Annotated in this window: 22 protein-coding genes; 10 read left to right on the forward strand and 12 right to left on the reverse strand. The window is 61.7% G+C overall.

Annotated features, from left to right (window positions below; all coding sequences use genetic code 11):
- The first annotated feature begins 92 nt into the window (after window positions 1-92).
- Window positions 93-1,793, forward strand: coding sequence for an RNA helicase (locus tag BWR19_04390; GenBank protein APX92237.1), 1,701 nt, complete (start codon window positions 93-95; stop codon window positions 1,791-1,793).
- 110 nt (window positions 1,794-1,903) lie between these two features.
- Here BWR19_04390 and BWR19_04395 read toward each other — a convergent pair whose 3' ends face one another.
- The 11 genes from BWR19_04395 to BWR19_04445 form a co-directional block, all read right to left on the reverse strand.
- A complete protein-coding gene (locus BWR19_04395) occupies window positions 1,904-2,896 on the reverse strand; it encodes an FAH family protein (protein ID APX92238.1) in 993 nt (330 codons plus the stop codon).
- Window positions 2,897-2,926: 30 nt separating this feature from the next.
- A complete protein-coding gene (locus tag BWR19_04400) occupies window positions 2,927-4,210 on the reverse strand; it encodes an L-dehydroascorbate transporter large permease subunit (GenBank protein ID APX92239.1) in 1,284 nt (427 codons plus the stop codon).
- Between the two features lie 12 nt (window positions 4,211-4,222).
- Window positions 4,223-4,789, reverse strand: coding sequence for a TRAP transporter small permease protein (locus tag BWR19_04405; GenBank protein APX92240.1), 567 nt, complete (start codon window positions 4,787-4,789; stop codon window positions 4,223-4,225).
- Between the two features lie 215 nt (window positions 4,790-5,004).
- Entirely contained in the window at window positions 5,005-6,087 is a 1,083-nt protein-coding gene (locus BWR19_04410) for an ABC transporter substrate-binding protein (protein ID APX92241.1), read from the reverse strand.
- 228 nt (window positions 6,088-6,315) lie between these two features.
- The gene (locus tag BWR19_04415; protein ID APX92242.1) at window positions 6,316-7,449 is read right to left on the reverse strand and encodes a 4-hydroxybutyrate dehydrogenase; all 1,134 of its coding nucleotides are present in this window, start codon (window positions 7,447-7,449) and stop codon (window positions 6,316-6,318) included.
- A gap of 139 nt (window positions 7,450-7,588) precedes the next feature.
- Window positions 7,589-8,479 carry a 2-hydroxy-3-oxopropionate reductase gene (locus BWR19_04420; protein APX92243.1) on the reverse strand — a complete coding sequence of 297 codons (891 nt, stop codon included), beginning with the start codon at window positions 8,477-8,479 and terminating at the stop codon, window positions 7,589-7,591.
- Between the two features lie 56 nt (window positions 8,480-8,535).
- Window positions 8,536-9,504, reverse strand: a complete 969-nt coding sequence (locus tag BWR19_04425; GenBank protein APX92244.1) for a 2-hydroxyacid dehydrogenase — start codon at window positions 9,502-9,504, stop codon at window positions 8,536-8,538.
- 51 nt (window positions 9,505-9,555) lie between these two features.
- Window positions 9,556-10,083: a hypothetical protein gene (locus BWR19_04430; GenBank protein ID APX92245.1), complete on the reverse strand. Its 528-nt coding sequence runs from the start codon at window positions 10,081-10,083 to the stop codon at window positions 9,556-9,558.
- Window positions 10,084-10,094: 11 nt separating this feature from the next.
- Window positions 10,095-11,390, reverse strand: a complete 1,296-nt coding sequence (locus tag BWR19_04435; protein APX92246.1) for a hypothetical protein — start codon at window positions 11,388-11,390, stop codon at window positions 10,095-10,097.
- A gap of 95 nt (window positions 11,391-11,485) precedes the next feature.
- The gene (locus tag BWR19_04440) at window positions 11,486-12,541 is read right to left on the reverse strand and encodes a hypothetical protein (GenBank protein ID APX92247.1); all 1,056 of its coding nucleotides are present in this window, start codon (window positions 12,539-12,541) and stop codon (window positions 11,486-11,488) included.
- A 197-nt stretch (window positions 12,542-12,738) separates the two neighbouring features.
- Complete coding sequence (locus tag BWR19_04445) at window positions 12,739-13,650, reverse strand: 3-hydroxyisobutyrate dehydrogenase (protein ID APX92248.1); 912 nt, start codon at window positions 13,648-13,650, stop codon at window positions 12,739-12,741.
- Between the two features lie 283 nt (window positions 13,651-13,933).
- Between BWR19_04445 and BWR19_04450 the strand changes: the two genes are divergently transcribed.
- The 4 genes from BWR19_04450 to BWR19_04465 all read left to right on the forward strand — a co-directional run bounded on the left by BWR19_04450 (window position 13,934) and on the right by BWR19_04465 (window position 19,304).
- Complete coding sequence (locus BWR19_04450) at window positions 13,934-15,679, forward strand: dihydroxy-acid dehydratase (protein APX92249.1); 1,746 nt, start codon at window positions 13,934-13,936, stop codon at window positions 15,677-15,679.
- A 56-nt stretch (window positions 15,680-15,735) separates the two neighbouring features.
- A complete protein-coding gene (locus tag BWR19_04455; protein ID APX92250.1) occupies window positions 15,736-17,538 on the forward strand; it encodes a dihydroxy-acid dehydratase in 1,803 nt (600 codons plus the stop codon).
- 1 nt (window position 17,539) lies between these two features.
- Complete coding sequence (locus BWR19_04460) at window positions 17,540-18,484, forward strand: EamA family transporter (GenBank protein ID APX92251.1); 945 nt, start codon at window positions 17,540-17,542, stop codon at window positions 18,482-18,484.
- 100 nt (window positions 18,485-18,584) lie between these two features.
- On the forward strand, window positions 18,585-19,304 hold the full coding sequence (locus tag BWR19_04465) for a GntR family transcriptional regulator (protein ID APX94895.1): 720 nt from the start codon (window positions 18,585-18,587) through the stop codon (window positions 19,302-19,304).
- 67 nt (window positions 19,305-19,371) lie between these two features.
- Here the strand turns inward: BWR19_04465 and BWR19_04470 are convergent, their stop codons facing one another.
- Window positions 19,372-20,592: a Xyl repressor gene (locus BWR19_04470; protein ID APX92252.1), complete on the reverse strand. Its 1,221-nt coding sequence runs from the start codon at window positions 20,590-20,592 to the stop codon at window positions 19,372-19,374.
- 192 nt (window positions 20,593-20,784) lie between these two features.
- On the opposite strand from BWR19_04470, the gene BWR19_04475 reads away from it, so the two are divergent.
- From BWR19_04475 to BWR19_04495, 5 genes are all read left to right on the forward strand, one after another.
- Window positions 20,785-21,555, forward strand: coding sequence for a 3-oxoacyl-ACP reductase (locus BWR19_04475; protein ID APX92253.1), 771 nt, complete (start codon window positions 20,785-20,787; stop codon window positions 21,553-21,555).
- Window positions 21,555-23,084: an ABC transporter ATP-binding protein gene (locus BWR19_04480; GenBank protein ID APX94896.1), complete on the forward strand. Its 1,530-nt coding sequence runs from the start codon at window positions 21,555-21,557 to the stop codon at window positions 23,082-23,084. Before BWR19_04475 ends, BWR19_04480 begins: the two co-directional genes overlap by 1 nt.
- Window positions 23,065-24,078 carry an ABC transporter permease gene (locus BWR19_04485; protein APX92254.1) on the forward strand — a complete coding sequence of 338 codons (1,014 nt, stop codon included), beginning with the start codon at window positions 23,065-23,067 and terminating at the stop codon, window positions 24,076-24,078. Before BWR19_04480 ends, BWR19_04485 begins: the two co-directional genes overlap by 20 nt.
- 53 nt (window positions 24,079-24,131) lie before the next feature.
- On the forward strand, window positions 24,132-25,094 hold the full coding sequence (locus tag BWR19_04490; protein ID APX94897.1) for an ABC transporter substrate-binding protein: 963 nt from the start codon (window positions 24,132-24,134) through the stop codon (window positions 25,092-25,094).
- Between the two features lie 70 nt (window positions 25,095-25,164).
- Window positions 25,165-26,220, forward strand: coding sequence for an AP endonuclease (locus tag BWR19_04495; GenBank protein APX92255.1), 1,056 nt, complete (start codon window positions 25,165-25,167; stop codon window positions 26,218-26,220).
- Window positions 26,221-26,222 lie beyond the last annotated feature (2 nt).

Genomic DNA, 26,222 nt, shown 5'->3' on the forward strand with positions numbered 1-26,222 from the left:
TCAGATCGTCCGTGACGATCGGCATATTAATGGGATCAGGGACACCACCAAACTCTGTTGCCGGTACTGACCGGCCTACCAAGGTGTGATTGATGACCTCGACTTCTGTCGCTTCGCCGAGCTTCGGCGATCTTGCTCTGTTGCCTGCCGTTCTCTCCGCTGTGGAAACACTGGGCTACGAGACTCCTTCGCCGATCCAGCTGCAGACCATCCCTGCGCTGCTGGAAGGCCGTGACATGCTGGGCCAGGCCCAGACCGGTACCGGCAAGACCGCAGCCTTCGCGCTGCCGATCCTGTCGCGTATCGACCTCGACCGCCGCGAGCCCCAGGTGCTGGTGATGGCGCCGACCCGTGAGCTGGCCCAGCAGGTCGCCGTGTCGTTCAGCAAATACGGCCAGAACCTCAAGGGCCTGGAAGTCGCCACCCTGTGCGGCGGCCAGGAATATCGCGAGCAGCTCGGCGCCCTCAAGCGCGGCGCGCAGGTCGTGGTGGGTACCCCGGGCCGCATCATCGACCACCTGGATCGCGGTAGCCTCAAGCTCGACGGCCTCTCCGCCCTGGTGCTCGACGAAGCCGACGAAATGCTGCGCATGGGCTTCATCGATGACGTCAAGCGCGTTGTCGCCGACACGCCCAAGGATGCCCAGCGGGTATTCTTCTCGGCCACGCTGCCGACCGAGATCGAGCGCATCGTCAATCGCTACCTGGTCGACCCGGTCAAGGTGGCCATCGAGGCCAGCGCCGGCACGGCCGCGAGCATCGACCAGCGCATGGTGCGCGTCGACGGCGGCGCCAAGCTGGAAGCCCTGGCGCGCATTCTCGAAGTGGAGCCGGTCGACGGTGCCATCGTCTTCGTGCGTACCCGTGCCGCCTGTACCACCCTGGTCGAGCAGCTCACCGCACGCGGCGTCAACGCCGCCGGCCTGTCGGGGGATCTCGACCAGAGCCTGCGCGAGCGCACCATCACGCGCCTCAAGCGTGGCAAGGTCGACGTGCTGATCGCCACCGACGTGGCCGCCCGCGGCCTCGACGTGCCGCGCATCACCCACGTCATCAACTACGACCTGCCGCAGGACAGCGAGGCCTACACCCACCGCATCGGGCGTACCGGCCGTGCCGGTCGGACCGGCATCGCCATCACCTTCGTCGGCTTCCGCGAGACCCGCAAGGTGCGCTGGATGGAGCAGGCCACCGGCCAGCACATGGCCGAGATGCCGCTGCCCGACGAAGCGACGATCCGCGCTCACCGCGACGAGGTGTTCTCCAAGCGCGTGCAGGGCATGATCACCGCGGGTGCCGACGAGCAGAAAGCGCTGATCGAGCGCCTGGTGGCCGAAGGCAACGATCCGATCGAGCTGGCCTGCGTGTTCGCCGCCATGGCGCGCGCCGACGAAGCACCGATCGGCCGTGTGCAGGCGCCGCGCGCCGAGCGTGCCAGCGATCGCGCCCCGCGTGACGGCAAGCCCAAGCGTCGCGACAGCGCTCCGCGTGAAGGCATGACCCGCTACCGCGTGTCAGTCGGCCACAAGGATGGCGTCAAGCCCGGCCAGCTGGTCGGCGCGCTGGCCAACGAAGGCGGCATCGAGGGCGCGCGTATCGGCCGTATCGATATCCGCAACGCCTTCTCGGTGGTCGAACTGCCCAGCTCGCTGCCGTCCAGCATCCTGGCCAAGATGGCGCGCGCCCGTGTCGCCGGTCGTCCGCTGGAGATCAGCGAAGACAGCGGCGCGCCGGAGCGTGCACCGCGCCGTCGCAGCGACGGCGACGCGCCGATTCGCCGCACCAGCGCCTGATACCGCGGCCGCCTTCGAGGCGGTCAGGGTAGGCAACGCAAGCAGGCCGGGGACATTGTCCCCGGCCTGCTGCGTTGTGGGCGTTGGAAACTCGCGACGCGAGACGCGACCTAGAGTGCGGCGATGTGAGTATTGGTGGATTCCTCCTCGACGCGCAGTGGATTGCGCAGCGGCCGTCCGAAGGCGGGCAGCTCGACCTCGAAGCGATCGCCGTCGCGGGTCTTGATGCCGTCTGCAAAGCTCAGCGTCGCGGTGCCGAAGAAGTGCACGTGGACATCGCCGGGGCGGCGGAAGTTGGAGTACTTGAAGTGGTGGTGCTCGAGGTTGGCCAGGCTGTGCGCCATGTTGGCCTCGCCGGTGAGGAACGGCTTCTCCCACAGCGTCTCGCCGTCACGCACGATGCGGCTGACGCCCTCCAGGTGTGTGGGCAGCTCGCCGACCAGCAGCTCCGGGCCGACGCTGCAGGCGCGCAGCTTGGAGTGGGCCAGCCACAGGTAGTTGAAGCGCTCGGTGACGTGGTCGGAGAACTCGTTGCCCAGCGCATAGCCGACCCGCCACGGGGTGCCGTCGGCGCCCACCAGGTAGAGCCCGGCGAGCTCCGGCTCCTCGCCGGCGTCCTCGGCGAAGGCCGGTGAGGGCAGCGCCGCCTCGGGGGCCACGATGCAGTCGCCGTCGCCCTTGTAGAACCACTCCGGCTGGGCACCGCTCTCGCCGGGGGCGGGCTTGCCGCCCGTCACGCCGAGCTTGAACATGCGCATCGAGTCGGTCAGCTCCTCCTCGCTCACCTGCGTCTTGGCGTGCATCGCCGAGCGGGTGTCGGCGCTGCCCAGATGGGTGAGGCCGGTGCCGGTAACCAGGCAGTGGGCCGGATCGGGATGGGTCAGCGGCGGCAGCAGGCGCCGCTCGTCGACCAGCGCCTGGTAGTCGACCAGGGTCTCGCCGAGGCGCGCCTCGACGACCCGGGTGAGCGGCTGGCCGGAGTCGATGGCGATGCGCGCCAAGGCATAGGTGCCGCCGTCGACGATGAGGGGACGAACGCTGTCGTTGTTCTCCACCAGCGCTACCCGCAGCTGGTCCTGGTCGAGGTATTGAATCAGTCGCATGGGCTACTCCTTGTCAGGGGCGACGATGAATCAGTTGCCGCGCACGGCGGTGAGGTCGGGCAGCCAGGTCACCAGGCCGGGGAAGGCGATCAGGATCACCGCCATGATCAGCAGGGTGGCGTAGTAGGGCAGCATCGCCTTGACCAGCTGCTCCATGGTCACCTTGCCCACCCCGCAGCCGACGTACAGGCAGGTGCCCACCGGCGGGGTCAGCAGCCCGATGCCGAGAATGAACGCCATCAAGACGCCGAAGTAGACCGGGTCGATGCCCACCGAGGTGACGATCGGCGTCAGCATCGGCGCCATGATCACCATCGCCGGGGTCAGGTCCATCACGAAGCCCACCAGCAGCAGCAGGCCGGCGACGATCAGCAGCAGCAGGAACGGGTCCTGGGTGATCGACTGCACCTGCATGACCAGCGTCTGCGGCACCATGTTGATGGTCAGGAACCAGGCGATCACCGTGGCGAAGGCCAGCAGCAACAGCACCATGCCGGTCAGCCGCGCGGTGCGGATCAGCATGCCCCACAGCTCGCGGACGTGGAACTCGCGGTAGACCACCAGCGAGATGGTCAGCGAGTAGAGCAGCGCCACCACCGCCGCCTCGGTGGCGGTAAAGATGCCGCCGATGATGCCGCCGATCACGATCACCGGCAGCACCAGGGCCAGCCAGGCGGCCTTGAACGCCTGCCACAGCGGGCCGAGGCGGAACTTGCGGGTCTGCCCGGCGCCGCCGAAGCTGGCCATGATGAAGGTGGTCACCATCAGCCCGAAGCCGATCATCACGCCGGGCACGATGCCGGCGATGAACAGCCGGCTGATCGAGGTCTCGGTGACGATGCCGTAGAGGATCAGCGGGATCGACGGCGGGATGATGATGCCGATCACCGAGGAGACGGTGTTGATCGCCGTGGCCTGGGGCGCCGAGTAGCCCTGCTGCTTCATCGACGGGATCATCATCGAGCCGGTGGCGGCGGTGTCGGCCACCGCCGAGCCGCTGATGCCGCCGAAGAACATCGAGCCGGTGATCGCCACCTGGCCAAGCCCGCCACGCACGAAGCCGACCAGGGTGCCGGCCAGCTCCATCAGCCGCCGGGCGATGCCGCCGGCGCTCATTACCTCGCCGACCAGAATGAAGAACGGGATCGCCAGCAGCGGGAAGTTGTTGACCCCGCGCACCGACTGTTCGATCAGGATCGACAGCGGGATATCCGAGATCACCGCCATCACCACCGCGGCGATCCCCAGGCCGAAGGCGATCGGCAGGCCCAGCGCCAGGGAGGCAAACAGGATGCCGAGAAAGATCCAGAGCATGACAGAGGCCTCCTAGCGAGCGCCGAGCATCAGTTGACCGGCACGCCAGGCGCGCCAGATCGCCACGGCGGCGATGAAGGCGGCGCACAGCACCAGCGAGATATTGATCAGGTTCCAGGGCACGCCGAGGATCGCGGTGCGCCCGGTGGAGCGGGCCAGCACGAAGTAACCGCCGGTCATGATCACGAACATCAGGGCGGTGATCAGCAGGTGCTGGACCAGGTAGAGGGCGTAGGCGGCGCGCTGCGGGAGCTTGCGCAGCAGCAGGTCGACGGCGATATGCTCGAAGCGTGCGAAGGCCGCCGCGGCGCCGACGAAGATCAGCCAGATGAACAGCATGCGCGCCAGCTCGTCGGCCCACGGCAGCGAGCGGTTGAGCAGCGAACGGCCGATGACGTTGGCTGATACCGAGACGATCAGCGCCACCAGCAGGGTGGCAATCAGGTGCTCCATGCCGACGGTCAGCCAGCGGAAGATCGCCGGGCCGCGGCGCTGCTGGGTATCGATCTCCAGCGGCTTGCGGCGCGGGTCGTCGAGGAACTCGGACGGGTCCGGGGGTGGAGTGTGAGAGGTATCCATAGGCGCTCCAAAAGAGGGTGTCTACAAAAGGACTGCACTCGACAATACGTCGTTAAAACTTGACTCAATATGCTCATTTACACCCCGTAAACTCCGCAATTTCGTCAATTTTTGCCTCGTCTTGCCTTCGTTCGCCTGTTTTGTAAACACCCTCAAAGACAGACAGACGCAACGCGGGCCAACCACTGGCCCGCGTCTCTCTTGGTACTGCGATATCAGTCGTTCATGGTGTCTGCGACGATCTGCTGGATCTCGGCGACCAGGTCCTCACCGATGCGCGGCGCCCACTGCTCGTAGACCGGCTGCACGGCGTCCTGGAAGGCGGCGATCTGGTCGTCGTCGAGGCGGGTGATCTGCATGCCGCGCTCCTCGAGCTGATCGCGGGCCCAGTCGTCATACTCGGTGGCCAGCTGGATCTCGTAGGCCGCCGCTTCACGTGCTGCTTCCTCGACCAGCTCCTGATAGGCCGGGTCGAGCCGGTCCCAGGTGCGCTCGGACATCATGATGATGAACGGGGTGTAGACGTGGCGGGTCTCGGAGCCGTAGTCCTGCACCTCATGGAAGTTGGAGGTGAGGATGGTGCTCCAGGGGTTCTCCTGGCCGTCGATCACGCCCTGCTCCATGGCCGAGAACACTTCGCCGAAGGCCATCGGCGTGGGGTTGGCGCCCAGTGCTTCCCAGATGCTCAGCTGCACCGGGTTCTCCATGGTACGGATGGTCAGGCCGCTGACGTCGAGCCCGGCGACATCCTCGGGGGATTCGACGGGGCGCACGCTGTTGGTCAACTGGCGATAGCCGTTCTCGTGGTAGGCGAAGGCCTTGATACCGGTGCCCTCGAACTTGTCGAGCAGCCCGAGGGCAACGTCGCTCTCGAGTACGGCCATTGCCGCTTCGCGGGTCGGCAGCAGGAACGGCAGGTCGAATACCGCCAGCTCCTCGACATAGGTAGTGGCCGGTGAGGTCGAGGGGATGGTCATGTCCAGCGAGCCGGTCTGCAGCATCTCCATCATCTGCGCATCGTCACCCAGCTGGCTGTTGGGGAAGACGTTGACGGACAGGCGTCCCTCGGTGCGTTCGGAGAGGATGTCGCCGAAATACTGGGTGGAAATATACAGCGGTGAGGTTTCGGCCAGGCCCAGGCCGACGCGAATGGTGTGGGATCCCAGGTCTTCGGTGATCACCTCGCCCTCGATGGGCGGCGGGTCGGAGAGATCCGGCGTATTGGCCTGGGCCAGCGAGGTGGCAACCAGCGCGGCGCCGGTAATCGCTAGGGTAAGCGTGCGGAGAGGGAAGTGCATGCTGAGAGCCTCCATAGAGCAGCGTGGCAGCGGCGAAGCGTGTCGGGTCCGCCAACTGCGCAGGTTGTTTTTGTCAGTGACGATCACTAGGTCGGCACGACGATTCAGTCGTCGTGCCTATGGCGAATGTTGGACTTATTCGCGATTTGTTCAACATATACTTTTGTATGTAGTGGCTCTCTGGGCAGCTCCGGCAGCGGCCATGCTATGAGTACTGCGGGTAGCGGATCAGAGCGCCTCTTCGAGCATCGCGCGAAAATCTTGTAACGTCGCTGGCCGCGGGTTGGTCGGTGTGGAGTGATCTTCACAGGCCCATGCAGAGACCCGATCGAACAGATCGGCCGTCACGCCAAGCGCCGAGAGGCGTGTGGGAAGATGGAGCCTCTCATTCAGCCCTTCGAAAAACACCGCGAGGTCATCACCCGCAGGAAGTCCCATGACCGTGCGCAGGGTGGCGAATTTCTCTTCGCAATGAGACTGATTGAAGCGCAATACCGTAGGTAGCAGGACGGCATTGAGGGTGCCATGGTGCAAGGGCAGCTCTTGGAAACCACCCAAGGCATGGGACAGGGAGTGCACGGCCCCGAGCCCCTTCTGAAACGCTAAGGCGCCCTCCACAGCGGCCATCATCATCTCGCTGCGCGCGGCCATGCTCGGTGCAGGTCCTGAGGCCTCCTCGATGTGATGAATGGCACGCCGTAGTCCATCGAGCGCAATGGCCTCGGCCGGCGGATTGAAACGAGGGCTCAGGTATGTCTCGATGCAGTGCGCAATGGCATCCATCCCCGTTGCCGCTGTGAGGTACTGGGGAAGCGAGGCGGTCATCTCAGGGTCGCAAACCGCCACCGAAGGGATCAGGTAGGGAGAAATGAAGCCCAGCTTGTGTTCGTCATCCATGCAGATTAACGAGCCTCGTCCTACTTCACTCCCGGTGCCTGCCGTCGTGGGTACGGCAATCAGAGGTAATACCTGAGCGGTGATCCGGGAAGCCCCACCGTCGATCACCGCGTATTGGCGGAGTGGCGGCGCATGCGTCGCCAGCAGCGCCACCCCCTTGGCTAAGTCAATGCTCGAGCCGCCGCCCACGGCGACAAGGCCATCGCAGTCATGCTGTCGGAGCATGGCGAGTGCTTCATGCACAGCGTGTTCCGTCGGGTTGGAAGGCGTCTCCGCGAAAACAGGGGTCGCGGCGGTGAATCCTGCCTTTTCCAGAAAGAGTTGGAAGACGCCACTTTCAATTAACCCTGGGTCGGTTATCAGAAGCGGTTGCTTTACGTTAAGACCATCAAGCTCTGTGGCCATCGAGGCAGCCGCCCCTGAGCCAAAAACAATCTTGGTTAAATAATTGATGGTGTGTAGCATAATAAGACTCCTAGTGCCCCGTGGCATTGATGAGAGTGTTTGTTCTTGTTTTCATACGACGTACCTGGCTAATCACCTTGTCTAAGGGGGGCTCGCCAAACGCTTCACAATCATACAAAGAGCATGATCAACCCCTTAACTAAGGCTCAGGAGTACTGTTTATTCGTTTGATTTCTTGTATTATGGCGCTGTGGTCCAACTCACCATGACCATTATCTACGAGGCTTGCGAAGAGGTCATTGACAAGTGATGAAACTGGCAGTTTCAGGCCAAGCTCTCCAGCAAATGACAGAGCCGTCTGCGTATCTTTTAACTGCCATTTGGCGGGGCCTCCCGGTGTAAAGTCTTGAGCAATCATGCGCTGCCCATGGACGCGTAGAATAGTCGAGTCCGCAAAACCACCCTGCATGGCGGCTAAAACACTAGCGGGATTGGCACCGCCGCGCTCCGCCATTAACAAGGCCTCAGCAACCGTGGTGATAGTGTTAGCGACGATCAGCTGATTGGTAAGCTTGGCTAGCTCCCCGCTACCCGCAGGGCCCACATGCACGGGCGTACCAAGAACGGCCAGGACGGGCTCGACGGCTGCGAAGCTCTCGATAGCACCTCCCACCATGATCGCCAGGGTGCCATCGATGGCGCCTTTTTCGCCCCCGGATACCGGCGCATCCAGATAGTGCACCTGCCGTAAGGCTGCCGCCTCAGCTTGGCGACGAGCCGTTTCCACTGGTATCGAACTCATGACGATCAGCGTTGCATCGCGCTTCATGTTGCTGATTAAACCTTCTGGGCCCAGCAGGATCTCATCACAGACAGGGCCTGAACTGAGCATAATGATGACGACATCACAGTCCGCAACCATCGCCTGGGGTGTCTCCATCATATCGACCCCCAGCGCCTGAAGGACCTCGGCCTTGCGCTGTGTTCGGTTCCAGGCACGCACGCGATAGCCAGCTTTGGCTAAGCGGCCTGCCATCGGGGCACCCATGATACCTGTGCCGATAAAGCCGATAGCTGGGGCGGGTTGCATATCATCTCCTTCAGCTAACTAAGTGATGTTAGATTTTAATTTCCTGACTAGTCGATTCAGTCCCTGTGCGAGCTAAAAGGCGTCTCTACAACGGGAGTGAGAGGAGGTTTTTTCGAGAACCAGGAGGTTAGATTGTCAACTAATAGCTGACCCATGGCATCACGAGTGTAGAGAGAGCCAGAACCTATGTGGGGTAATAAAACAACGTGATCCATATCTACGAGAGACTGGGGAACGTTGGGTTCATTTTCATAGACGTCGAGTCCAGCTGAGTGAATGATCCGTTTTTGTAGCGCGTCAATCAGTGCCTTTTCGTCAACGACACTGCCCCGAGCGATATTGATGAGAACACCATTGGGGCCCAGTTCCTTTATAACCTGAGAATCGATTAGATGCTTGGTAGAGTCACCGCCGGGTGTCGTGATCATCAGTACATCGGCATCTCTGGCCATTCTTTTTAAAGATGAGTAGTGGGTATAGCCAGACTCCACCTTGGGGGTGCGTGTATGATAGATAATGCGTACGCCGAAGCTTTCCAGACGATGGGCAATGGCGAGTCCGATGCGGCCAAGGCCTACCATACCGATGGTTCGTTCACGCAAAGTAGATGTTAGTGGAAAGGCTCCCTGTTGCCAGCTACCTTCCCTGACAAAGCGGTCAGCCTGAGGAAACTGGCGCAATGTGGCGATGAGCAAGCCCACTGCCGCATCGGCGACTTCATCGGTTAGTACATCTGGTGTGTTTGTGACGATGACTCCCTTCTCGCCAGCATAAGCGGCATCTACATGATCGTAGCCGACGCCAAAGCAGGAGATGATTTCGAGTGCTGGCAGTCTGTCAATAAGTGGAGCGTCGATGATTGAGTGACCACCAGCGGCTAGACCACTAATGTGTGGTGCGATTCTATCTAGATAGGTATCTGGTTGAGCTTGCTCCCATAAGCAATGAAGAGTGAACTTCTCTTTCAGCTGTTTGATAATCATCTCGCGCAAAGGTGCTGGAGCTAATATTTCTATGTCTTTCATATGCGGGCCTCTTTCCGTGACTTTACGACTTTGTGATATTTCGGATGATAGTTAATTTGTTTCGAGTAACGGATCTGCTTTTCCAGATAATGCTCTGAATAAGTTATTGGTTGCTTGAAGCATGATAAGTGCACCACCAATAACCAGCGCCATTCTTGGCCAATATAGTGTAAAGGCGCCACTCGGGGTGAGGTCGCCAGCACCAAGCTCTGCAAGTCGGTGGCCGGCAAAAATTATGAGGTAAGAGAAATAGATGATGAGTATGTTTATGAACATGAATATCAAGATCTGAAGAATTCTTGGTAAGAAATTGACCAAGGTTTCGACACGAATGTTCTCCCATGAGCGTACAAGGCAGCTGCAAGCAAATAACACCATATATGCGAGCGCATAACTGGTGAGTTCCTCAACCCAGGCTAGGGGGGAGCGAATCAGGTAACGCATTACCACCTGAAGCATTAGTAGAAAAAATATTAGCCCCGAAATAAATATAAGGATGTAACGAGTTCCGAGGTCTATATATCCACACAACTTGTCAAGTTGGTTAGCGATTTTTGCAAATAACTTATATGTTCTCATTACAGCCCCCGTTAAAGTCCACCAAGTCCAAGCAATCTGGGTAATGTCTCACTTATTGACGGGAAAAGAATGACAGCCATTGTGATAGCTATCTCGAGAATAATAAAAGGCCATATATATCGTACTATTGATGCAACCGACATCTTGCCCACCATGGCTGTCATCAACAATGTCCCACCTACGGGAGGAGTTAGATGACCAACCCCTAAGGCCATAACGATGATCATTGCAGCATGGACGGAGCTGAAACCAGCTTGGGTGGTAAGTATAGGGATAATGATGGCGCCGAATAAAAGTACTGCTGTAGTCCTGTCAATAAAGAGCCCTACTACGAAGAGCATAGCAAGGATTAAAGCTGATATCAGGATTGGGTCAGATGTAATATTGAGTAAGACAGACATTAGCTCGGCGGGAACGTGGCGAGCTGCCATGACATAGGATAGAGAAAAAGCAGCCCCGATAAGCACCATGACACCCCCACTAGTGAGTGCCGTCTGTAACAGTATTTGAGGGATTTCACGTAATTTAATACTGCGATAGACTACGACAGTGATGAACATTGCATAAGCTGCTGCCACTGCTCCAGCCTCAGTTGGTGAGAAAAAACCACCGAAAAGGCCGCCAACTACGACTACAGGCAGTACTAGCGGCCCAGCTGCCCTTTTCAAAGCAGATATGACCTCTCCAGATGAGGCCCGCTGATAAGAGGGGACACCAAGTTTTCTAATTAGGAAGTAGGTCATAGTCATGTAACAGATGGCAATCAATAATGCTACGCTAAGCCCAGCAGCAAAAAGAGCGCCAATAGAAACGCCAAACGTTGAACCATAGACGATTAACACGATGCTGGGAGGTATCATTGGTGCCATAGTGCCGGATACCGCTGTGATCGCTCCCGCTAAACCGGCAGGATAACCTTCTTTCTTCATTGAAGGAATAAATACTGTACCCATTGCGGCAATGTCGGCATAAGCTGACCCCGATATGCCGCCAAAAAAAACACTAGACACGATATTAATCTGAGCGAGCCCGCCCTTGAAATGGCCAACTAAGGCTTTTGCCAAACCAATCAACCTGTCGGTGAGTCCTCCTTTTGTCATGATGTTTCCGGCCAGTAGAAACATAGGGATAGCAAGGAGGGTGAAAGAAGTCATGCCGCCGTAAAAACGCTGAATCAAGACGATCAAGGCAGAGTCGCGTCCTACGTCTACCCAGTGCACCAAGCTAGCAAATACCATAGCCAGAAATACAGGAGCACCCAAAAAAATCAGCAAGAATAACGTGCCCAGCAATAGAACTATGACCACGGCACTCACCCCAAGTTAAGTATTGGTAAAGCGCCCCTCAGTGATGTTTATTGGGGCGCTTGTTCGTTGCAGTATTATGCTCTATTAAGTGTAGCTTACTGTTTGTAGAAAGTATCCTCTATGCGAGATACTGTGTCGAGAGTCGCTTCTAGGAAGTCAGGATCAGCTTCTTCTTCGACAAATGAGCGTCCGATAGGCTCGGCTAGCTCACGCCATTCAGCGCGTTCTTCAGCAGTGGGCTCTACAACGGTGCTCCCAGCTTCGATGATGCGCTCTAAAGCTCTATTGTCTTCGACTAGAGCATGGGCGTTCTGGACATCAATGGCTAGCGATGCAGCTTCTTCAACTACTTGCTGGTAGTCTTCAGGTAGGCTTTCAAAAAAATCGCTACTAACAATGTAACTAGTTACATCATACATATGTGCTGTTAGTGATACGTATTCAGCCACTTCGAGCAGGCCAGCATTCCACGCTGAATTCAAACCACCTTCGGTGGCATCAATGAGACCGGTTTGCAGGCCTGTATAACGTTCTGCGGCTGGAAGAGCGACTACTGACGGTGCCCCTAGTTCACTCCATACAGCTTGATGCATTGGAGCCTGCATTGTGCGCACTTTAATACTTTCTGAATCAAGGTCAGATGGAACGCGTATCGGACCGCGGGTAGTATAGAGATGGCGAACAGAGTTTTCAGCAGCACCTAGAAAGCGCAGCTGACCATTAGTGTCAGACTGTATATGATCATTCACAAGACCAATGTAGTCACGATCTTGGAATACTCTCCAAGCAATATGTCTTCCCGCAAATAGGAATGGAAGGTTCCAGACTTGTGCTGCGGGAAATGCACCAGCCATACCGCCTGCATTAGGAGTCATAAACTGTAGCTCGCCTAGCCGCAACTGATCCAGCACTTCGCGCTCGTCACCTCCTAGGCCCCCGACAGTGGTAATATTGATCTCCATGTCTCCGTCTGTAGCAATTTCAATATAATGCTTGAAGGCTTCTGCAGCGGGAAGTTGAAAGTCGACATTCGAGTCGAAGTAGGCAAATGTGGCTGAATAAGACTGTGCTAGAACCATACCCGAAGTCGCCATGGTAAGGCCTAGAATGCATGTGCTGCCAATAGCTTTTGTGACGTGGCGCTTGTTCATGATGTCTCTCCGCAAATTTGTTAGAGATTATAATGGAGCTTAGGTCGTCTCTTATATGTGGTTTAGTAACTTCCTGATTGTGTATTTTAGTTCGGTTGTATATATTTGGTTGCTAATGATTGATGATTGTTCTTGGGTTAGTTCCTCCATGTTATCAATGTCGGTTTTGCGAGTGCCTTGATAGAATGGCTGAATCTTTATTCTTCATGATGAAGGTCTGTGTCGTTCCAGGCGGCTACTTGATCGGATATCATTGGTATATATTTCTCGCCATTTCCGCTATTCACAGCCAATGCGAATATATTTTTAATGCCATTTGAAAGAGGGTTGCTTATTCCTGCTTTGTTTGACATTGAATCTAAGTATTGCATGTCTTTAAATGCGTTTTTTAATGTGAACTTGTGGGCTTCTTGATCGCGTTCGATAACATATTGCATGTAGCTGCGGTAGAACTCGCAGTCCATTCGACTTCCACGAATGACATTGTCGAATCGCTCAGGCTTGATTCCTATTTTTTTTGAGAGAGTAAGCGCCTCTGCGTAGAGAGCGGCATAGCCGAGAGAAATGAAATTGTTGATTAATTTAATTTTGTGGCCATCGCCAGTTTCACCGATATGGATGACGCGCCCCGCCCAGCTTTCAAGGACTGGCTTGATTTTATTGAAAGTTTCTTTGTCGCATCCGACCATGGTGTCAAGAGTGCCTTGCCAGGCCTCTTTAGGAGATCGACCTAGTGGGGCATCAACTAGCTTTGCTTTGATGTTCTCTAGCTCTTTAGCTAGCTCGAGAGTTGAGTTTGGGTCTGAAGTGGAGCAGTCCACGATGATTATGCCCGGACGTAAATAATTTATAAGGCCGTGAGGCCCTCTGATAATATTTTCGACAATTTTTGAGTCTGGCACGCAAAGGAAAATAATTTCTGACTCTTTTGCAAGCAGCTGGAGTGTATCTACTTCGCAGGCCCCACGGGATACCAAATCATTAATGGGATCTCGGTTGTGATGCCCTAAGATGGTAAGGCTGAAGCCCTTCTCGATGATATTTTTAGCCATGCCATGCCCCATATGGCCGGCACCGATAAACCCCACCTTTCTGATTGGATTGTTCACTTCTGTCCCCTCTCTTAACAGAATACTTAGAGCATGCCATCAAGCTGTGAGAGTCGCCTGAGGGTGTGGGCAATGCATGTTGTCGAACCTTCAGGGGAAATTGGTACTTCGCTGGTGAGGTTCGAATACATGCCCTTAAATGTTGTACATGAACCCCGTTTGTTCAACATATACTTTAGTATGTGTGTACTGTCCGCGTGGCAGTGGCTACTGTTATACGAAATTTCATTACAATCGGATCGATCGGGCCCATGGCCTCGGTCTTTGAATAAGGAGAGGCCTTATGTCCCAGCCCAAACGCCCCCTTCGCTCTGCCGAGTGGTTCGGCAGTGCAGACAAGAACGGCTTCATGTACCGCAGCTGGATGAAGAACCAGGGCATCCCCGATCACGAATTCCAGGGCAAGCCGATCATTGGTATCTGCAACACCTGGTCGGAGCTGACGCCCTGCAACGCCCACTTCCGCAAGCTCGCCGAGCACGTCAAGCAGGGCGTGCTGGAGGCCGGCGGCTACCCGGTGGAGTTCCCGGTGTTCTCCAACGGTGAGTCGCTGCTGCGGCCCACGGCGATGTTTACCCGCAATCTGGCGAGCATGGACGTCGAGGAGGCGATCCGCGGCAATCCCCTCGACGCCGTGGTGCTGCTGGTGGGCTGCGACAAGACCACCCCGGCGCTGCTGATGGGCGCGGCCAGCTGCGATATCCCGACCATCGTGGTCAGCGGCGGGCCGATGCTCAACGGCAAGCACAAGGGCAAGGACATCGGCTCCGGCACCGTGGTCTGGCAGCTCTCTGAGCAGGTCAAGGCCGGGACCATCTCGCTGCACGACTTCATGGCCGCCGAGGCCGGCATGTCGCGCTCGGCGGGCACCTGCAATACCATGGGCACCGCCTCGACCATGGCCTGCATGGCCGAGTCGCTGGGCACCACGCTGCCGCACAACGCAGCGATCCCTGCGGTGGATTCGCGGCGCTACGTGCTGGCGCACCTGTCCGGCAACCGTATCGTCGAGATGGTCGACGAAGGGCTCACGCTGTCGAAGATCCTGACCCGCGAAGCGTTCGCGAACGCCATTCGCACCAACGCTGCCATTGGCGGTTCGACCAACGCGGTGATCCACCTCAAGGCGATCGCCGGGCGCATCGGCGTCGACCTGGCGCTGGACGACTGGACGCGCATCGGCCGCGGTACGCCGACCATCGTCGACCTGCAGCCCTCGGGGCGCTTCCTGATGGAGGAGTTCTACTACGCCGGCGGCCTGCCGGCAGTGCTCAAGCGCCTCGGCGAGGCCGACCGGCTGCCCCACAAGGATGCCCTGACTGTCAACGGCAAGACCCTGTGGGAGAACGTCGAGGCGGCCCCGCTCTACGACGAGGAGGTGATCCGCCCCTGGGACAAGCCGCTGCGCGAGGATGGCGGCATGTGTGTACTGCGCGGCAATCTGGCCCCGCAGGGGGCGGTGCTCAAGCCCTCGGCGGCGACCCCCGCGCTGATGACCCACCGTGGCCAGGCTGTGGTGTTCGAGGGCTTCGACGACTACAAGGCGCGCATCAACGACCCCGGCCTCGAGGTGACGGCCGACAGCATCCTGGTCATGAAGCACTGCGGGCCGCGGGGCTATCACGGCATGGCCGAAGTGGGCAACATGGGGCTACCGGCCAAGCTGCTCGAGCAGGGCGTCACCGACATGGTGCGTATCTCCGATGCGCGCATGAGCGGCACCGCCTACGGCACCGTGGTGCTGCATGTGGCCCCGGAAGCCGCCGCCGGCGGCCCGCTGGCGGCGGTGCGCAACGGTGACTGGATCAGCCTCGACTGCGACGCCGGCTCGCTGCAGCTGGAGATCGACGATAGTCAGCTGGCAGCGCGGCTGGCGGAAGACGACCCGGGGGCGGCCTCGCGGCGCATCGCCAGCGACGGCGGCTATCGCCAGCTGTATATAGAGCATGTGCTGCAGGCCGACGAGGGCTGCGATTTCGACTTCCTGGTCGGCTGCCGCGGCGCCGAGGTGCCGCGGCACTCGCACTAATGGCGCATGACGAGCCCCCCATCAGCGGCGCTAACCCGGCAAATGGAGCAGAGAGGATGACAACCAACAACAGGATCACGCCCGCGCAGCTGCGCTCGCGCTACTGGTTCGACAACCCCGAGCATCCGGGCACCACGGCGCTGTGCATCGAGCGCTACCTCAACCAGGGCATTACCCTGGATGAGCTGGTGGGCGGCAAGCCGATCATCGGTATCTGCCAGTCGGGCTCCGACCTCACGCCGTGCAACCGCCACCACATCGAGCTGGTCAAGCGCGTCAAGGACGGCATCCGCGCCGCCGGCGGGGTGCCCTTCGAGTTCCCCCTGCACCCCATCCACGAGAATGTGCGCCGGCCCACCGCGGCGCTGGATCGCAACCTGGCCTACCTGGGCCTGGTCGAGGTGCTGCACGGCTACCCGCTGGACGGCGTGGTGCTGACCACCGGCTGCGACAAGACCACCCCGGCCAGCCTGATGGCCGCGGCCACGGTCAATATCCCCGCCATCGTGCTGTCCGGCGGGCCGATGCTCAACGGCTGGCGCGGGGCGGAGCGGGTCGGTTCCGGCACCATCATCTGGGAACTGCGCAAGCGCCTCGCCGCCGGCGATATCGACTACGCCGAGTTCCTCGCCCGGGCCACCGACTCGGCGCCCTCGGTGGGCCACTGCAACACCATGGGCACCGCCTCGACCATGAACTCACTGGCCGAGGCGCTGGGCATGAGCCTGCCCGGCTCGGCGATGATCCCCGCGCCCTACAAGGAGCGCGCCATGGTCGCCTACCAGACCGGCGAGCGCATCGTCGAGATGGTCTGGGACGACCTGCGCCCCAGCGACGTGCTGACCCGCGAGGCGTTCGACAACGCCATCGTCACCTGCTCGGCGCTGGGCGGCTCCAGCAACGCGCCGATCCACATCAACGCCATCGCCCGGCATATTGGCGTCGAGCTGACCAACGACGACTGGCAGCGGCTGGGGCACGAGGTGCCGCTGCTGGCCAACGTGATGCCCGCCGGCGCCTATCTCTCCGAGGAGTTCCACCGCGCCGGCGGCGTGCCGGCGGTGATGAGCGAGCTGCTCGGCGCCGGCAAGCTGCACGGCGGCGTACTGACCGTCAACGGCCGCACCCTGGCCGACAACCTGGCGGGGCGCGGTATCCAGGATCCCGCGGTGATCTGCCGCTACGCCGAGCCGCTGGTCGACCACGCCGGCTTCCTCAACCTCAAGGGCAACCTGTTCGACTCGGCGCTGATGAAGACCAGCGTGATCTCGGCGGATTTTCGCGCCCGCTTTCTCAGCGACCCCGACGACCCCGAGGCGTTCGAGAGCAAGGTGGTGGTGTTCGACGGCTCTGAAGACTACCACGCGCGCATCGACGACCCGGCGCTGGGCATCGACGACCGCACCATCCTGGTGATGCGCGGCGCCGGCCCGGTGGGTCACCCCGGTGGCGCCGAGGTGGTCAACATGCAGCCGCCGGAAGCGATGATTCGTGCAGGGACCGAGTCGCTGCCGTGCCTCGGCGACGGCCGCCAGTCGGGCACCTCGGGCTCGCCGTCGATCCTCAACGCCGCGCCGGAGGCGGCCACCGGCGGTGGCCTGGCGCTGCTCGAGGACGGCGACCGGCTGCGCATCGATCTGGGCCGGCGCGAGGTGCGGCTGCTGGTCGACGACGCCGAGCTGGCCGCGCGGCGCGAGCGCCTCGAGGCCCAGGGCGGCTATCGTTACCCGGACCATCAGACGCCGTGGCAGGAGATCCAGCGCAGCATGGTGGAGCCGCTGGACCGCGGCATGACCCTGGCACCGGCGACCAAGTATCGCGACGTGGCGCGGGTCAGCCCGCCGCGGGACAATCACTGACATGGCGGCATTTGCATCACTTTCACACCGTCAGCAGGGCCTGCTGCTGACCGCGGGTGGGGCGCTGATCATGGCCCCCGATGCGCTGCTGATCAAGGTCGCCAATCTGCCCGACGCCGAGATCCTGATGTGGCGGGGCTTTCTGTCGGCGCTGGGGTTCTTCCTGATCGCCTTGATGCGCCACGGCAATGGCCTCTGGGCGGTCTATCGCCGCTGCGGCTGGACCGGCATCGCCGTGGCGCTGCTGTTCAGCCTCACCACCTGTGGCTTCGTGCTCGGCAACCAGTACACCAAGGCCGGCAACGTACTGATGATCCTGGCCGGCGCGCCGCTGATTGCCGCGGCGTTGTCGTGGGTCATTCTCAAGGAGCGCCTGCCGCGGCGCACTTGGATCGCGATCTGGCTGTGCCTGGCGGGGATCGCCATGATCGCTCTGGATGACGCCGGTGCCGGCAGCTGGGTAGGCAACGCCTTTGCACTGATGGCAGCCACGACGCTGGCGATCAACTTCACCCTGTGCCGCACCCGGCCGGGCATCGACATGAGCCCGATGCTGGTGTTCAACGGCATCATCGTCGGCAGCGTGGCCGGGCTGTTCTGGCTGGCCGGCGGCGAGACGTCGCTGCCGCCGACCAACCAGCTCGCGGTGGTCGTGCTGCTGTGTCTGATCATCGTGCCCTGCGGGGTGACCCTGCTGCAGCGCGGCCCGCTGTATCTGCCCGCCGCCGAGGTGGGGTTGTTATTGCTACTCGAAGTGGTGGTCGGCACCCTGCTGGCGTGGTGGATCATTTCGGAGCAGCCGGCGCCCATGGCGCTGGTGGGTGGCGTGCTGGTGCTCGGCACACTGACCGTCAAAGGCCTCTACGAGCGGCGCCTGGAGCTCCGGCTGCGCGCTGGAGCCACGCCGGCGTTGCAACAGACAGTCGAACGCACGGATACGGTATGATATCGAGGAATCGCAACAGGGGCTTACCGCTTTGACGTCACCACTCTCCAAGCCTGCGGCATCCAAGCCTGCGGCATCCAAGCCTGCGGCGCGCCCCAGCATCGCCGAGCATCTCGCCGAGGCGATCTTCTCCGGTCGTTACCAGCCCGGTGACTTCGTGCCCCGCGAGCTGGATCTCTGCGAGCGCTTTGCTATCAACCGTTCGGCGGTGCGCAGCGACCTGCGGCAACTGGTCGATGCCGGCATCATCGAGCGCATCTCCGGCCACGGCTCCAAGGTGCGCGAGTATGCCGAGTGGCATATTCTCGACCCCCAGGTAACCGACTGGATGACCCGCTACGCCGCGCCCAATCCGGGCATTCAGCGCGAGATCCTGGCCTTTCGTCTCGACGTCGAGCCCTATGTGGCGATGACCGCTGCGCGGCGTGCCAAGGCTCGCGACCTGGTCGCCATCGAAGAGGCGTTCGAAGGGCTGGGGCAGAACCTGCGCAATGCCAGCTGCGCCGAGGAGCGGCGCCTGCACAGCGAGTGCGACGTGGCCTTCCACGTGGCGATCTTCAAGGCCACTCACAATATCGTCTGGTCGCAGCTGTCGCATATTCTGCGCCCCTCGATCCACCTGCTGGTGTCGATGTCCAACGAGAGTGCCAGCGACCCCGAAGAGAGCCTCGAGCGGCATCGTCAGCTGATGGAGAGCATCCGCATGCGTCGCCCGCGTGAGGCGTTTCTGGCCGCCCAGGCGGTACTCGCCGGCACCGCCGATGCGCTGGGCCTGGAGCCGGGTGCCAGTACGCTGGGTCGCTGCGTGGACCTGCCCTGAGCTACCGTCATTCATCGCTGCTCCAGCGCGATGCCAGCGAGGCCTTCGTCGAGTAGGGCAGGGTGGCTCAGAGGTCGTCCGAGCGTCCTGTCAGCAGCGGCGAGTCGCTCGCCTGCAGCGTAATGGCGATGCCGCCAAGGCAGGTCATGTCACGGTCCCAGGGGCAGCTGACGATACGCGTGGGGCCGATCAATTCGCTGACCAGCGCCTCGTCGATGGCGTCCTGCATGGCCTCCTGCATGGCCGCGTAGCCGCGTACCCCAGAGCCGGTCACCAGCACCAGGTCGGGGTTGAACAGCGCGAGTAGATTGGCCATGCCGTAGCCCAGCGCGCGTCCCGCCTCGTTGAAGATGCGTTGGGCGTTGGCTTCGCCCTGCATGGCCAGTTGGGTGAGGGCCTGCATCTGCGCCTCCGACGGGTGGGCGCTGTCGCCAGCGGGAAGCTCCAGCACCTCGCGGGCCTCGCGGTAGAGCGCGTAGTCGCTGGCATAGGCCTCGATACAGCCGCGCTTGCCGCAGGCGCACTGGGCCCCCCCCGGCTGGTACTTGCTGTGGCCGAACTCCGCGGCGGAGCCGTTGGCGCCGAGAAACGGCACGCCGTCGATCATCACCGACATGCCGATACCGTACCCCAGCATGATCACCGCCAGATTGGGATAGCCGGCATAGGCGGGCTTGGTGGCCAGCACGCTGGCGATGCAGTTGGCATCGTTCTCGAGCAGCACCGGGCAGCCGAAGCGCTCGGCCAGCGGCGGCGCCAGCGGCGTGTTGCGAAAGCCCAGGGCCGGCGACCAGATCAGCGTACCGCTATGCGACGACACCACCCCCTGCACCGCCAGGCAGATACCCACCAGGCGGCGGTGGCTGGCCAGGGCCTTGGCTCGCACCGCGGCAATCTTCTCCACGAGTAGCGTCACCAGATCCTCCGGGGTGAGGGCCAGAGTGGCGACGCTATGATGCTCGCTGTGCTGCACATGGCCGCTATAGTCGCCCACCACCAGCTGCAGCTCATTGATCGACAGCTTGACGCAGATGACGCAGGCCGCCTCGGGGGCCAGCCGGATCAGCGTCTTGGGGCGGCCACGTCCGCTGGGGCGGGTGGTGTCCGGCGGTAGCTCGCTGATCAATCCCAGTTTGAGGAGATCGGTGCTGATCGAGGTCACGGTGGCCGAACTGATGCCGTTGAGAAGGCCCAGATCGACCCGCGCGGCGGGGCCGTGCTCGCGCAGGCTGCGAATCACCGCCAGGGTGTTGTCGTGGCGGCTGGTGTCATGGGGCTGAGAGGCCATGGGTTTCGCCGTTGCTATGGGTCATGGGCAGTCTACCAGAGTCGCTATGTCGCCATGGCCTGCGGTGGCTGGCCCTCGACCGGTGGAAAAAAATGCGACCTAAGTTGCATAGGCGCGTATTTATTTTAGGGTCTAAATTAATTCTGCGCCAACGTCATCATCCCCTCCACAATGACAACAAGGGAGATCACCATGCGCGAGCCCACGGCCCGCTATCCCAGCCTCGATGAGCGCGTCGTTTTCGTTACCGGTGGCGGTGGCGGGATCGGTGCGGCCCTGGTCGAGGCCTTTCACCGCCAGGGTGCGAACGTCGCCTTCGTCGATATCGACGATGTGGCAAGTCAGGCGCTGTGCCGCGATCTCGAGGCGCAGACCGGTCGTGCGCCCAGCTACCACCGCTGCGACATCCGCGATATCGCCGCCCTGCAGGCCGTCATCGATGAGGTCAGCGAGCGCCTGGGGCCGATTCGCACCCTGATTAACAATGCCGCCAACGACGACCGCCATGATTGGCGTGACGTGAGCGTCGAGTACTGGGACGAGCGCATGTCGCTCAACCTGCGCCCGATGTTCTTCTCGAGTCAGGCGGTGGCCGAGCGCATGGCTCAGGCCGGCGGCGGCTCGATCATCAATTTCGGCTCGATCAGCGTGCGCCTGGCGCTGGGCAACTTGTCCACCTACGTCACCGCCAAGGCGGCAGTGCATGGCCTGACCCGTAGCCTGGCCCGCGACCTCGGCGAGCAGAATATCCGCGTCAATACCGTGGTGCCGGGCTGCATCATGACCGAGCGGCAGCTCGACAAGTGGATCGGCCCCGAGGACGAGGCGCGCATCCTCGAGCATCAGTGCCTCAAGGTGCGCCTGGCCCCTGAACACGTGGCGCCGACGGTGCTGTTTCTGGCCGCCGACGATAGCGCCCAGTTGACCGGCCACGAGTTCTCGGTGGATGCGGGGTGGGGCTGATGAGCGATCAGACTGCGCCACTTTTGTCGGCACACCGCATCTGCCGCTCGTTTGGCCAGAATCAGGTGCTGTTCGATATCGACCTCGATCTCGTCCCCGGCGAGGTGCATGCGCTGCTGGGTGAGAATGGCGCCGGCAAGTCGACGCTGGTCAAGATTCTCTCCGGCTACTTGAGCGCTACGTCGGGCGACATTCGCCTGCAGGGCGAGGCGCGTCGCTATCGCAGCAGCGGCGAGGCCGAGGCCGACGGCATCGTGATGATCCACCAGGAGCTGGCGCTGGCCGAGCAACTGACAGCCGAGGAGAACATCTTCCTGGGTCGTGAGCTGCGCCGCGGGCCCTTCCTCGACCGCCGCGCGATGCGCGAGCGCTGTCGTGCGGCGCTGACCGAGCTCGAGACCCGGGTCGACCCGCGCGCCAGGGTCAAGGACCTCAGCACCTCCGACCAGCAGATGGTGGAGATCGCCAAGGCGATCACCCGCGACGTGCGCGTGCTGATCATGGACGAACCCACCGCGACCCTCACCGAGCATGAGGTCGAAGTGCTGTTCACGCTGATAGGGCGGCTGCGCCAGCGCGGCGTGGCGATTCTCTACATCTCCCACAAGCTGCGCGAGATCGAGCGGATCGCCGACCGGGTCACGGTGCTGCGCGACGGCCGGCTGATCGACTGCGCGCCGATGGCCGGGCGCAGCAAGGAGGCGCTGGCGCGCCTGATGGTGGGGCGCGAGATCAGCGACATGTACCCCGAGCGCAGCGTGCTGGCCAACGACGCGCCGGTGGTGCTGGAGGCGCGGGACATGGTGGTGCCCGGGGCCGTGAAACAGGCGAGCTTCAGCCTGCGCCGCGGCGAGGTGCTGGGCTTCGGCGGGGTGGTCGGGGCCGGTCGCACGGCGCTGATCGAGGCCGTGCTGGGCCTGCGTGCCCGTAGCCAGGGCCAGGTGCTGCGCAACGGCCAGCCGGTGATGCTGCGGCATTTGCGCGACGCGGTACGCCAGCGCATTGCCTATCTCACCGAGGACCGCAAGGGCAAGGGCCTGGTGCTCAACATGGGGCTGCGTCCCAACTTCACGCTGCTCAACCTGCGCGCCTACTGCCGGCCGCTCATCGACCGGCGCCGCGAGGAGCAGGCCTTTCAAGAGGCCATCGAGCGCTTCGACATCCGCCTGCGCACCCAGGCGGCTAGTGCCGCCGAGCTCTCCGGCGGCAACCAGCAGAAACTGCTGCTGGCCAAGGTGATGTCCATCGATCCCGAGATCGTGATCATCAACGAGCCGACCCGCGGCATCGACGTGGGTACCAAGCACCAGATTTACCACTTCGTGCGCGAACTCACCGACGCCGGCCGCTCGGTGATCCTGATCTCCTCGGAGATGGCCGAGCTGATCGGCCTCTCGCATCGGGTGGCGGTGATGTGCGCCGGGGTGCTGACCGGTGTGCTTGAGGGCGAGCAGATCAACGAACACGACATCATGCAGTATGCATCCGGTATCAAGGGAGTGGGAGCAGATGAACAACGCCGTGCCTGATAACAAGCCGGTCGCTGGGAGCCGCGTCTCCTTCGATCTCAAGACCTGGGGGCCCTTCATTGCCTTGCTGGCCCTGGCGCTGCTGGGGGTGTTGATCAATCCCGCCTTCCTGGGGCTGGACAACCTCTCCAACATGCTCACCCGCAGCGCCTTCATCGGCATCATCGCCATCGGCGCCACCTTCGTGATCACCGCCGGCGGGCTGGATCTGTCGGTAGGCTCGATGGCGGCGTTCATCGCCGGGGTGATGATCATCCTGATGAACAGCCTGGTCGAGCAGTTCGGCCCCGGCCTCACTACCATCCTGCTGGGCATCGGTGCCTCGCTGCTGCTGGGGCTGTGCGCCGGTTTCATCAACGGCATGGTAACCACCAAGGGCAAGATCGAGGCCTTCATCGTCACCCTGGGCACCATGGGCATCTACCGCTCGCTGGTCACCTACCTCGCCGACGGCGGCACCCTGTCGCTGGACTGGGGGGTGCGCGACATCTACCGGCCGGTCTACTACGGCAGCCTGATGGGCATCCCGATTCCGGTGCTGGTGTTCCTGCTGGTGGCGGTGGCCGGCTACATCCTGCTCAACCATACCCGCTTCGGTCGCTACTGCTTCGCCATCGGCTCCAACGAGAAGGTGGCCGAGTACAGCGCCATCCACGTCGACCGCATCAAGACCATGACCTACATGCTGCAGGGCCTGTGCGTGGCGCTTGCGACCATCATCTACGTGCCGCGGCTGGGCTCGGCGTCGGGGGCCACCGGGGTGCTCTGGGAGCTCGAGGCGATCGCCGCGGTGATCATCGGCGGCACCGTGCTCAAGGGCGGGCATGGACGCATCTGGGGCACGGTGGTAGGGGCGATCATGCTGACCATGATCGGCAATATCCTCAACCTCACCGATGCCATCTCCAACTATCTCAACGGCACGGTGCAGGGGATCATCATCATCGTCGCGGTGTACCTGCAGCGCGCATCGTGGAGGAAGTCGGCGCCATGAGGCGCCTCATGAGGCAGCAGCATAACAAGCACAATCAGCAGAGGAGCATCATCATGCCAATCACCAAGCACACCAGGATGAAAGTCGCGGCCCTGACCGCGGCGGCGGCCATCGGCCTGCCGGGCCTCGCCATGGCCCAGGAATACACCATCGGCGTGTCGATTCCTGCCGCCACCCATGGCTGGACCGGCGGGGTCAACTTCCACGCCGAGCAGGCCAAGGAGCGCCTCGAGGCCCTGCATCCGGAGGTCTCGATCACCATCACCACCGCCAGCGATGCCGGCGGGCAGGCCAACGACCTCGAAGATCTGGTCTCGCAGCGCAACATCGATGCGCTGGTGGTGCTGCCCTTCGAGTCCGGGCCGCTGACCGACCCGGTGCGGCGGGTCAAGGAGGCCGGGGTGTTCGTCACCGTGGTCGACCGCGGCCTCGAGCAGGAGGGCATCGAGGACCTCTACGTCGCCGGTAACAACCATGAGATGGGCCGCGTCTCCGGCGAGTATATCCGCGACCAGCTCGACGGCGAGGGCGATATCGTGGTGCTGCGCGGGATCCCCACGGTGATCGACGAGGAGCGCGTGCAGGGCTTCCAGGAGGCCATCGAAGGCTCCGACATCAATATCCTCGACATGCAGCACGCCAACTGGAACCGCGATGACGGCTTCGAGGTGATGCAGGACTATCTGGCACGCTTCGACCGCATCGATGCGGTGTGGGCCCAGGATGACGATATCGCTCTCGGCGTGATCGAGGCGGTGCGTCAGGCCGGCCGCGAGGACGAGCTGTTCATCGTCGGCGGGGCCGGCATGAAGGACATCATCGCGCGGGTCATGGAGGGCGACGAACTGGTACCGGTAGACGTGCTCTATCCGCCGGCGATGATCGCCACCGCCATGGACCTCACGGTGCAGAACTTCGTCTCCAACGGCCCGGTGGTCGGCGAGTACATCCTCGGCTCGCCGCTGATCACCCAGGAGAACGCCGAGCAGTACTACTTCCCCGATTCACCGTTCTGATCGAGCCGGTGGGCGAGCGCCGCGGCGCTCGCCCGCATCGATCCGTCTACCACCCATCGGAGAGCCCACTATGCAAACCATCAAAGGGCCGGCGATCTTCCTCGCTCAGTTTGCCGGTGACGACGCCCCCTTCAACAGCCTCGACAGCATCGCCCGCTGGGCGGCGGGACTGGGCTACGAGGGCGTGCAGATTCCCAGTTGGGATGCGCGCCTGATCGACCTGAAACGCGCCGCCGAGAGCCAGACCTACTGCGACGAGATCAAGGGCACCCTGGCCGAGCACGGCCTGGCCCTGACCGAACTCTCCACCCACCTGCAGGGCCAGCTGGTGGCCGTGCACCCGGCCTACGACGAGATGTTCGACGGCTTCGCCGTACCCGAGGTGAGAGGCAACCCCAAGGCCCGCCAGGCGTGGGCGGTGGAGCAGCTGATGCTGGCCGCCAGGGCCTCGAAGAACCTCGGCCTGACCGACCATGGCACCTTCTCCGGCGCGCTGGCCTGGCCCTATGTGTATCCGTGGCCGCAGCGCCCAGCGGGGCTGATCGACGCCGCCTTCGACGAGCTGGCCAAGCGCTGGCGGCCGATCCTCGACGCCTTCGACGAGGCCGGGGTCAACCTCTGCTATGAGATCCATCCCGGTGAGGACCTGCATGACGGTATCACCTTCGAGATGTTCCTCGATCGGGTCGGCTATCACCCTCGCTGCCACATCCTCTACGACCCCAGCCACCTGATCCTGCAGCAGCTCGACTACCTGGGCTTTCTCGACGTCTACCGCGACCATATCCAGATGTTTCACGTCAAGGACGCCGAGTTCAATCCCAGTCCCAAGCAGGGCGTCTACTCCGGCTACCAGTCCTGGACCGAACGCGCCGGGCGCTTCCGCTCGCTGGGCGATGGCCAGGTCGATTTCAAGTCGATGTTCTCGTGGATGGCCGCCAACGACTACCACGGCTGGGCGGTGCTGGAGTGGGAGTGCTGCCTCAAGCACCTGGAGGTCGGCGCCCGTGAAGGGGCCACCTTCATTCGCGAGCATATCATCCAGGTAACCGAGCGCGCCTTCGACGACTTCGCCGACGCCGGCGTCGACCAGGCGACCAACCGCCGCCTGCTGGGCCTCGACTGAAG

Origin of the sequence: Halomonas sp. 1513 (genome assembly GCA_001971685.1) — a bacterium.
Taxonomy (GTDB): domain Bacteria; phylum Pseudomonadota; class Gammaproteobacteria; order Pseudomonadales; family Halomonadaceae; genus Franzmannia.

Excerpts from the sequence above, each read along its gene's own strand:
- BWR19_04390 (APX92237.1), top strand. The coding sequence starts at position 93 with ATGACCTCGACTTCTGTCGCTTCGCCGAGCTTCGGCGATCTTGCTCTG.
- BWR19_04455 (APX92250.1), top strand. The coding sequence starts at position 15,736 with ATGACAACCAACAACAGGATCACGCCCGCGCAGCTGCGCTCGCGCTAC.
- BWR19_04495 (APX92255.1), top strand. The coding sequence starts at position 25,165 with ATGCAAACCATCAAAGGGCCGGCGATCTTCCTCGCTCAGTTTGCCGGT.
- BWR19_04475 (APX92253.1), top strand. The coding sequence starts at position 20,785 with ATGCGCGAGCCCACGGCCCGCTATCCCAGCCTCGATGAGCGCGTCGTT.
- BWR19_04415 (APX92242.1), bottom strand. The coding sequence starts at position 7,449 with ATGCTACACACCATCAATTATTTAACCAAGATTGTTTTTGGCTCAGGG.
- BWR19_04405 (APX92240.1), bottom strand. The coding sequence starts at position 4,789 with ATGGATACCTCTCACACTCCACCCCCGGACCCGTCCGAGTTCCTCGAC.
- BWR19_04485 (APX92254.1), top strand. The coding sequence starts at position 23,065 with ATGAACAACGCCGTGCCTGATAACAAGCCGGTCGCTGGGAGCCGCGTC.
- BWR19_04410 (APX92241.1), bottom strand. The coding sequence starts at position 6,087 with ATGCACTTCCCTCTCCGCACGCTTACCCTAGCGATTACCGGCGCCGCG.
- BWR19_04480 (APX94896.1), top strand. The coding sequence starts at position 21,555 with ATGAGCGATCAGACTGCGCCACTTTTGTCGGCACACCGCATCTGCCGC.
- BWR19_04400 (APX92239.1), bottom strand. The coding sequence starts at position 4,210 with ATGCTCTGGATCTTTCTCGGCATCCTGTTTGCCTCCCTGGCGCTGGGC.
- BWR19_04460 (APX92251.1), top strand. The coding sequence starts at position 17,540 with ATGGCGGCATTTGCATCACTTTCACACCGTCAGCAGGGCCTGCTGCTG.
- BWR19_04395 (APX92238.1), bottom strand. The coding sequence starts at position 2,896 with ATGCGACTGATTCAATACCTCGACCAGGACCAGCTGCGGGTAGCGCTG.
- BWR19_04440 (APX92247.1), bottom strand. The coding sequence starts at position 12,541 with ATGAACAAGCGCCACGTCACAAAAGCTATTGGCAGCACATGCATTCTA.
- BWR19_04420 (APX92243.1), bottom strand. The coding sequence starts at position 8,479 with ATGCAACCCGCCCCAGCTATCGGCTTTATCGGCACAGGTATCATGGGT.
- BWR19_04425 (APX92244.1), bottom strand. The coding sequence starts at position 9,504 with ATGAAAGACATAGAAATATTAGCTCCAGCACCTTTGCGCGAGATGATT.
- BWR19_04490 (APX94897.1), top strand. The coding sequence starts at position 24,132 with ATGCCAATCACCAAGCACACCAGGATGAAAGTCGCGGCCCTGACCGCG.
- BWR19_04430 (APX92245.1), bottom strand. The coding sequence starts at position 10,083 with ATGAGAACATATAAGTTATTTGCAAAAATCGCTAACCAACTTGACAAG.
- BWR19_04470 (APX92252.1), bottom strand. The coding sequence starts at position 20,592 with ATGGCCTCTCAGCCCCATGACACCAGCCGCCACGACAACACCCTGGCG.
- BWR19_04450 (APX92249.1), top strand. The coding sequence starts at position 13,934 with ATGTCCCAGCCCAAACGCCCCCTTCGCTCTGCCGAGTGGTTCGGCAGT.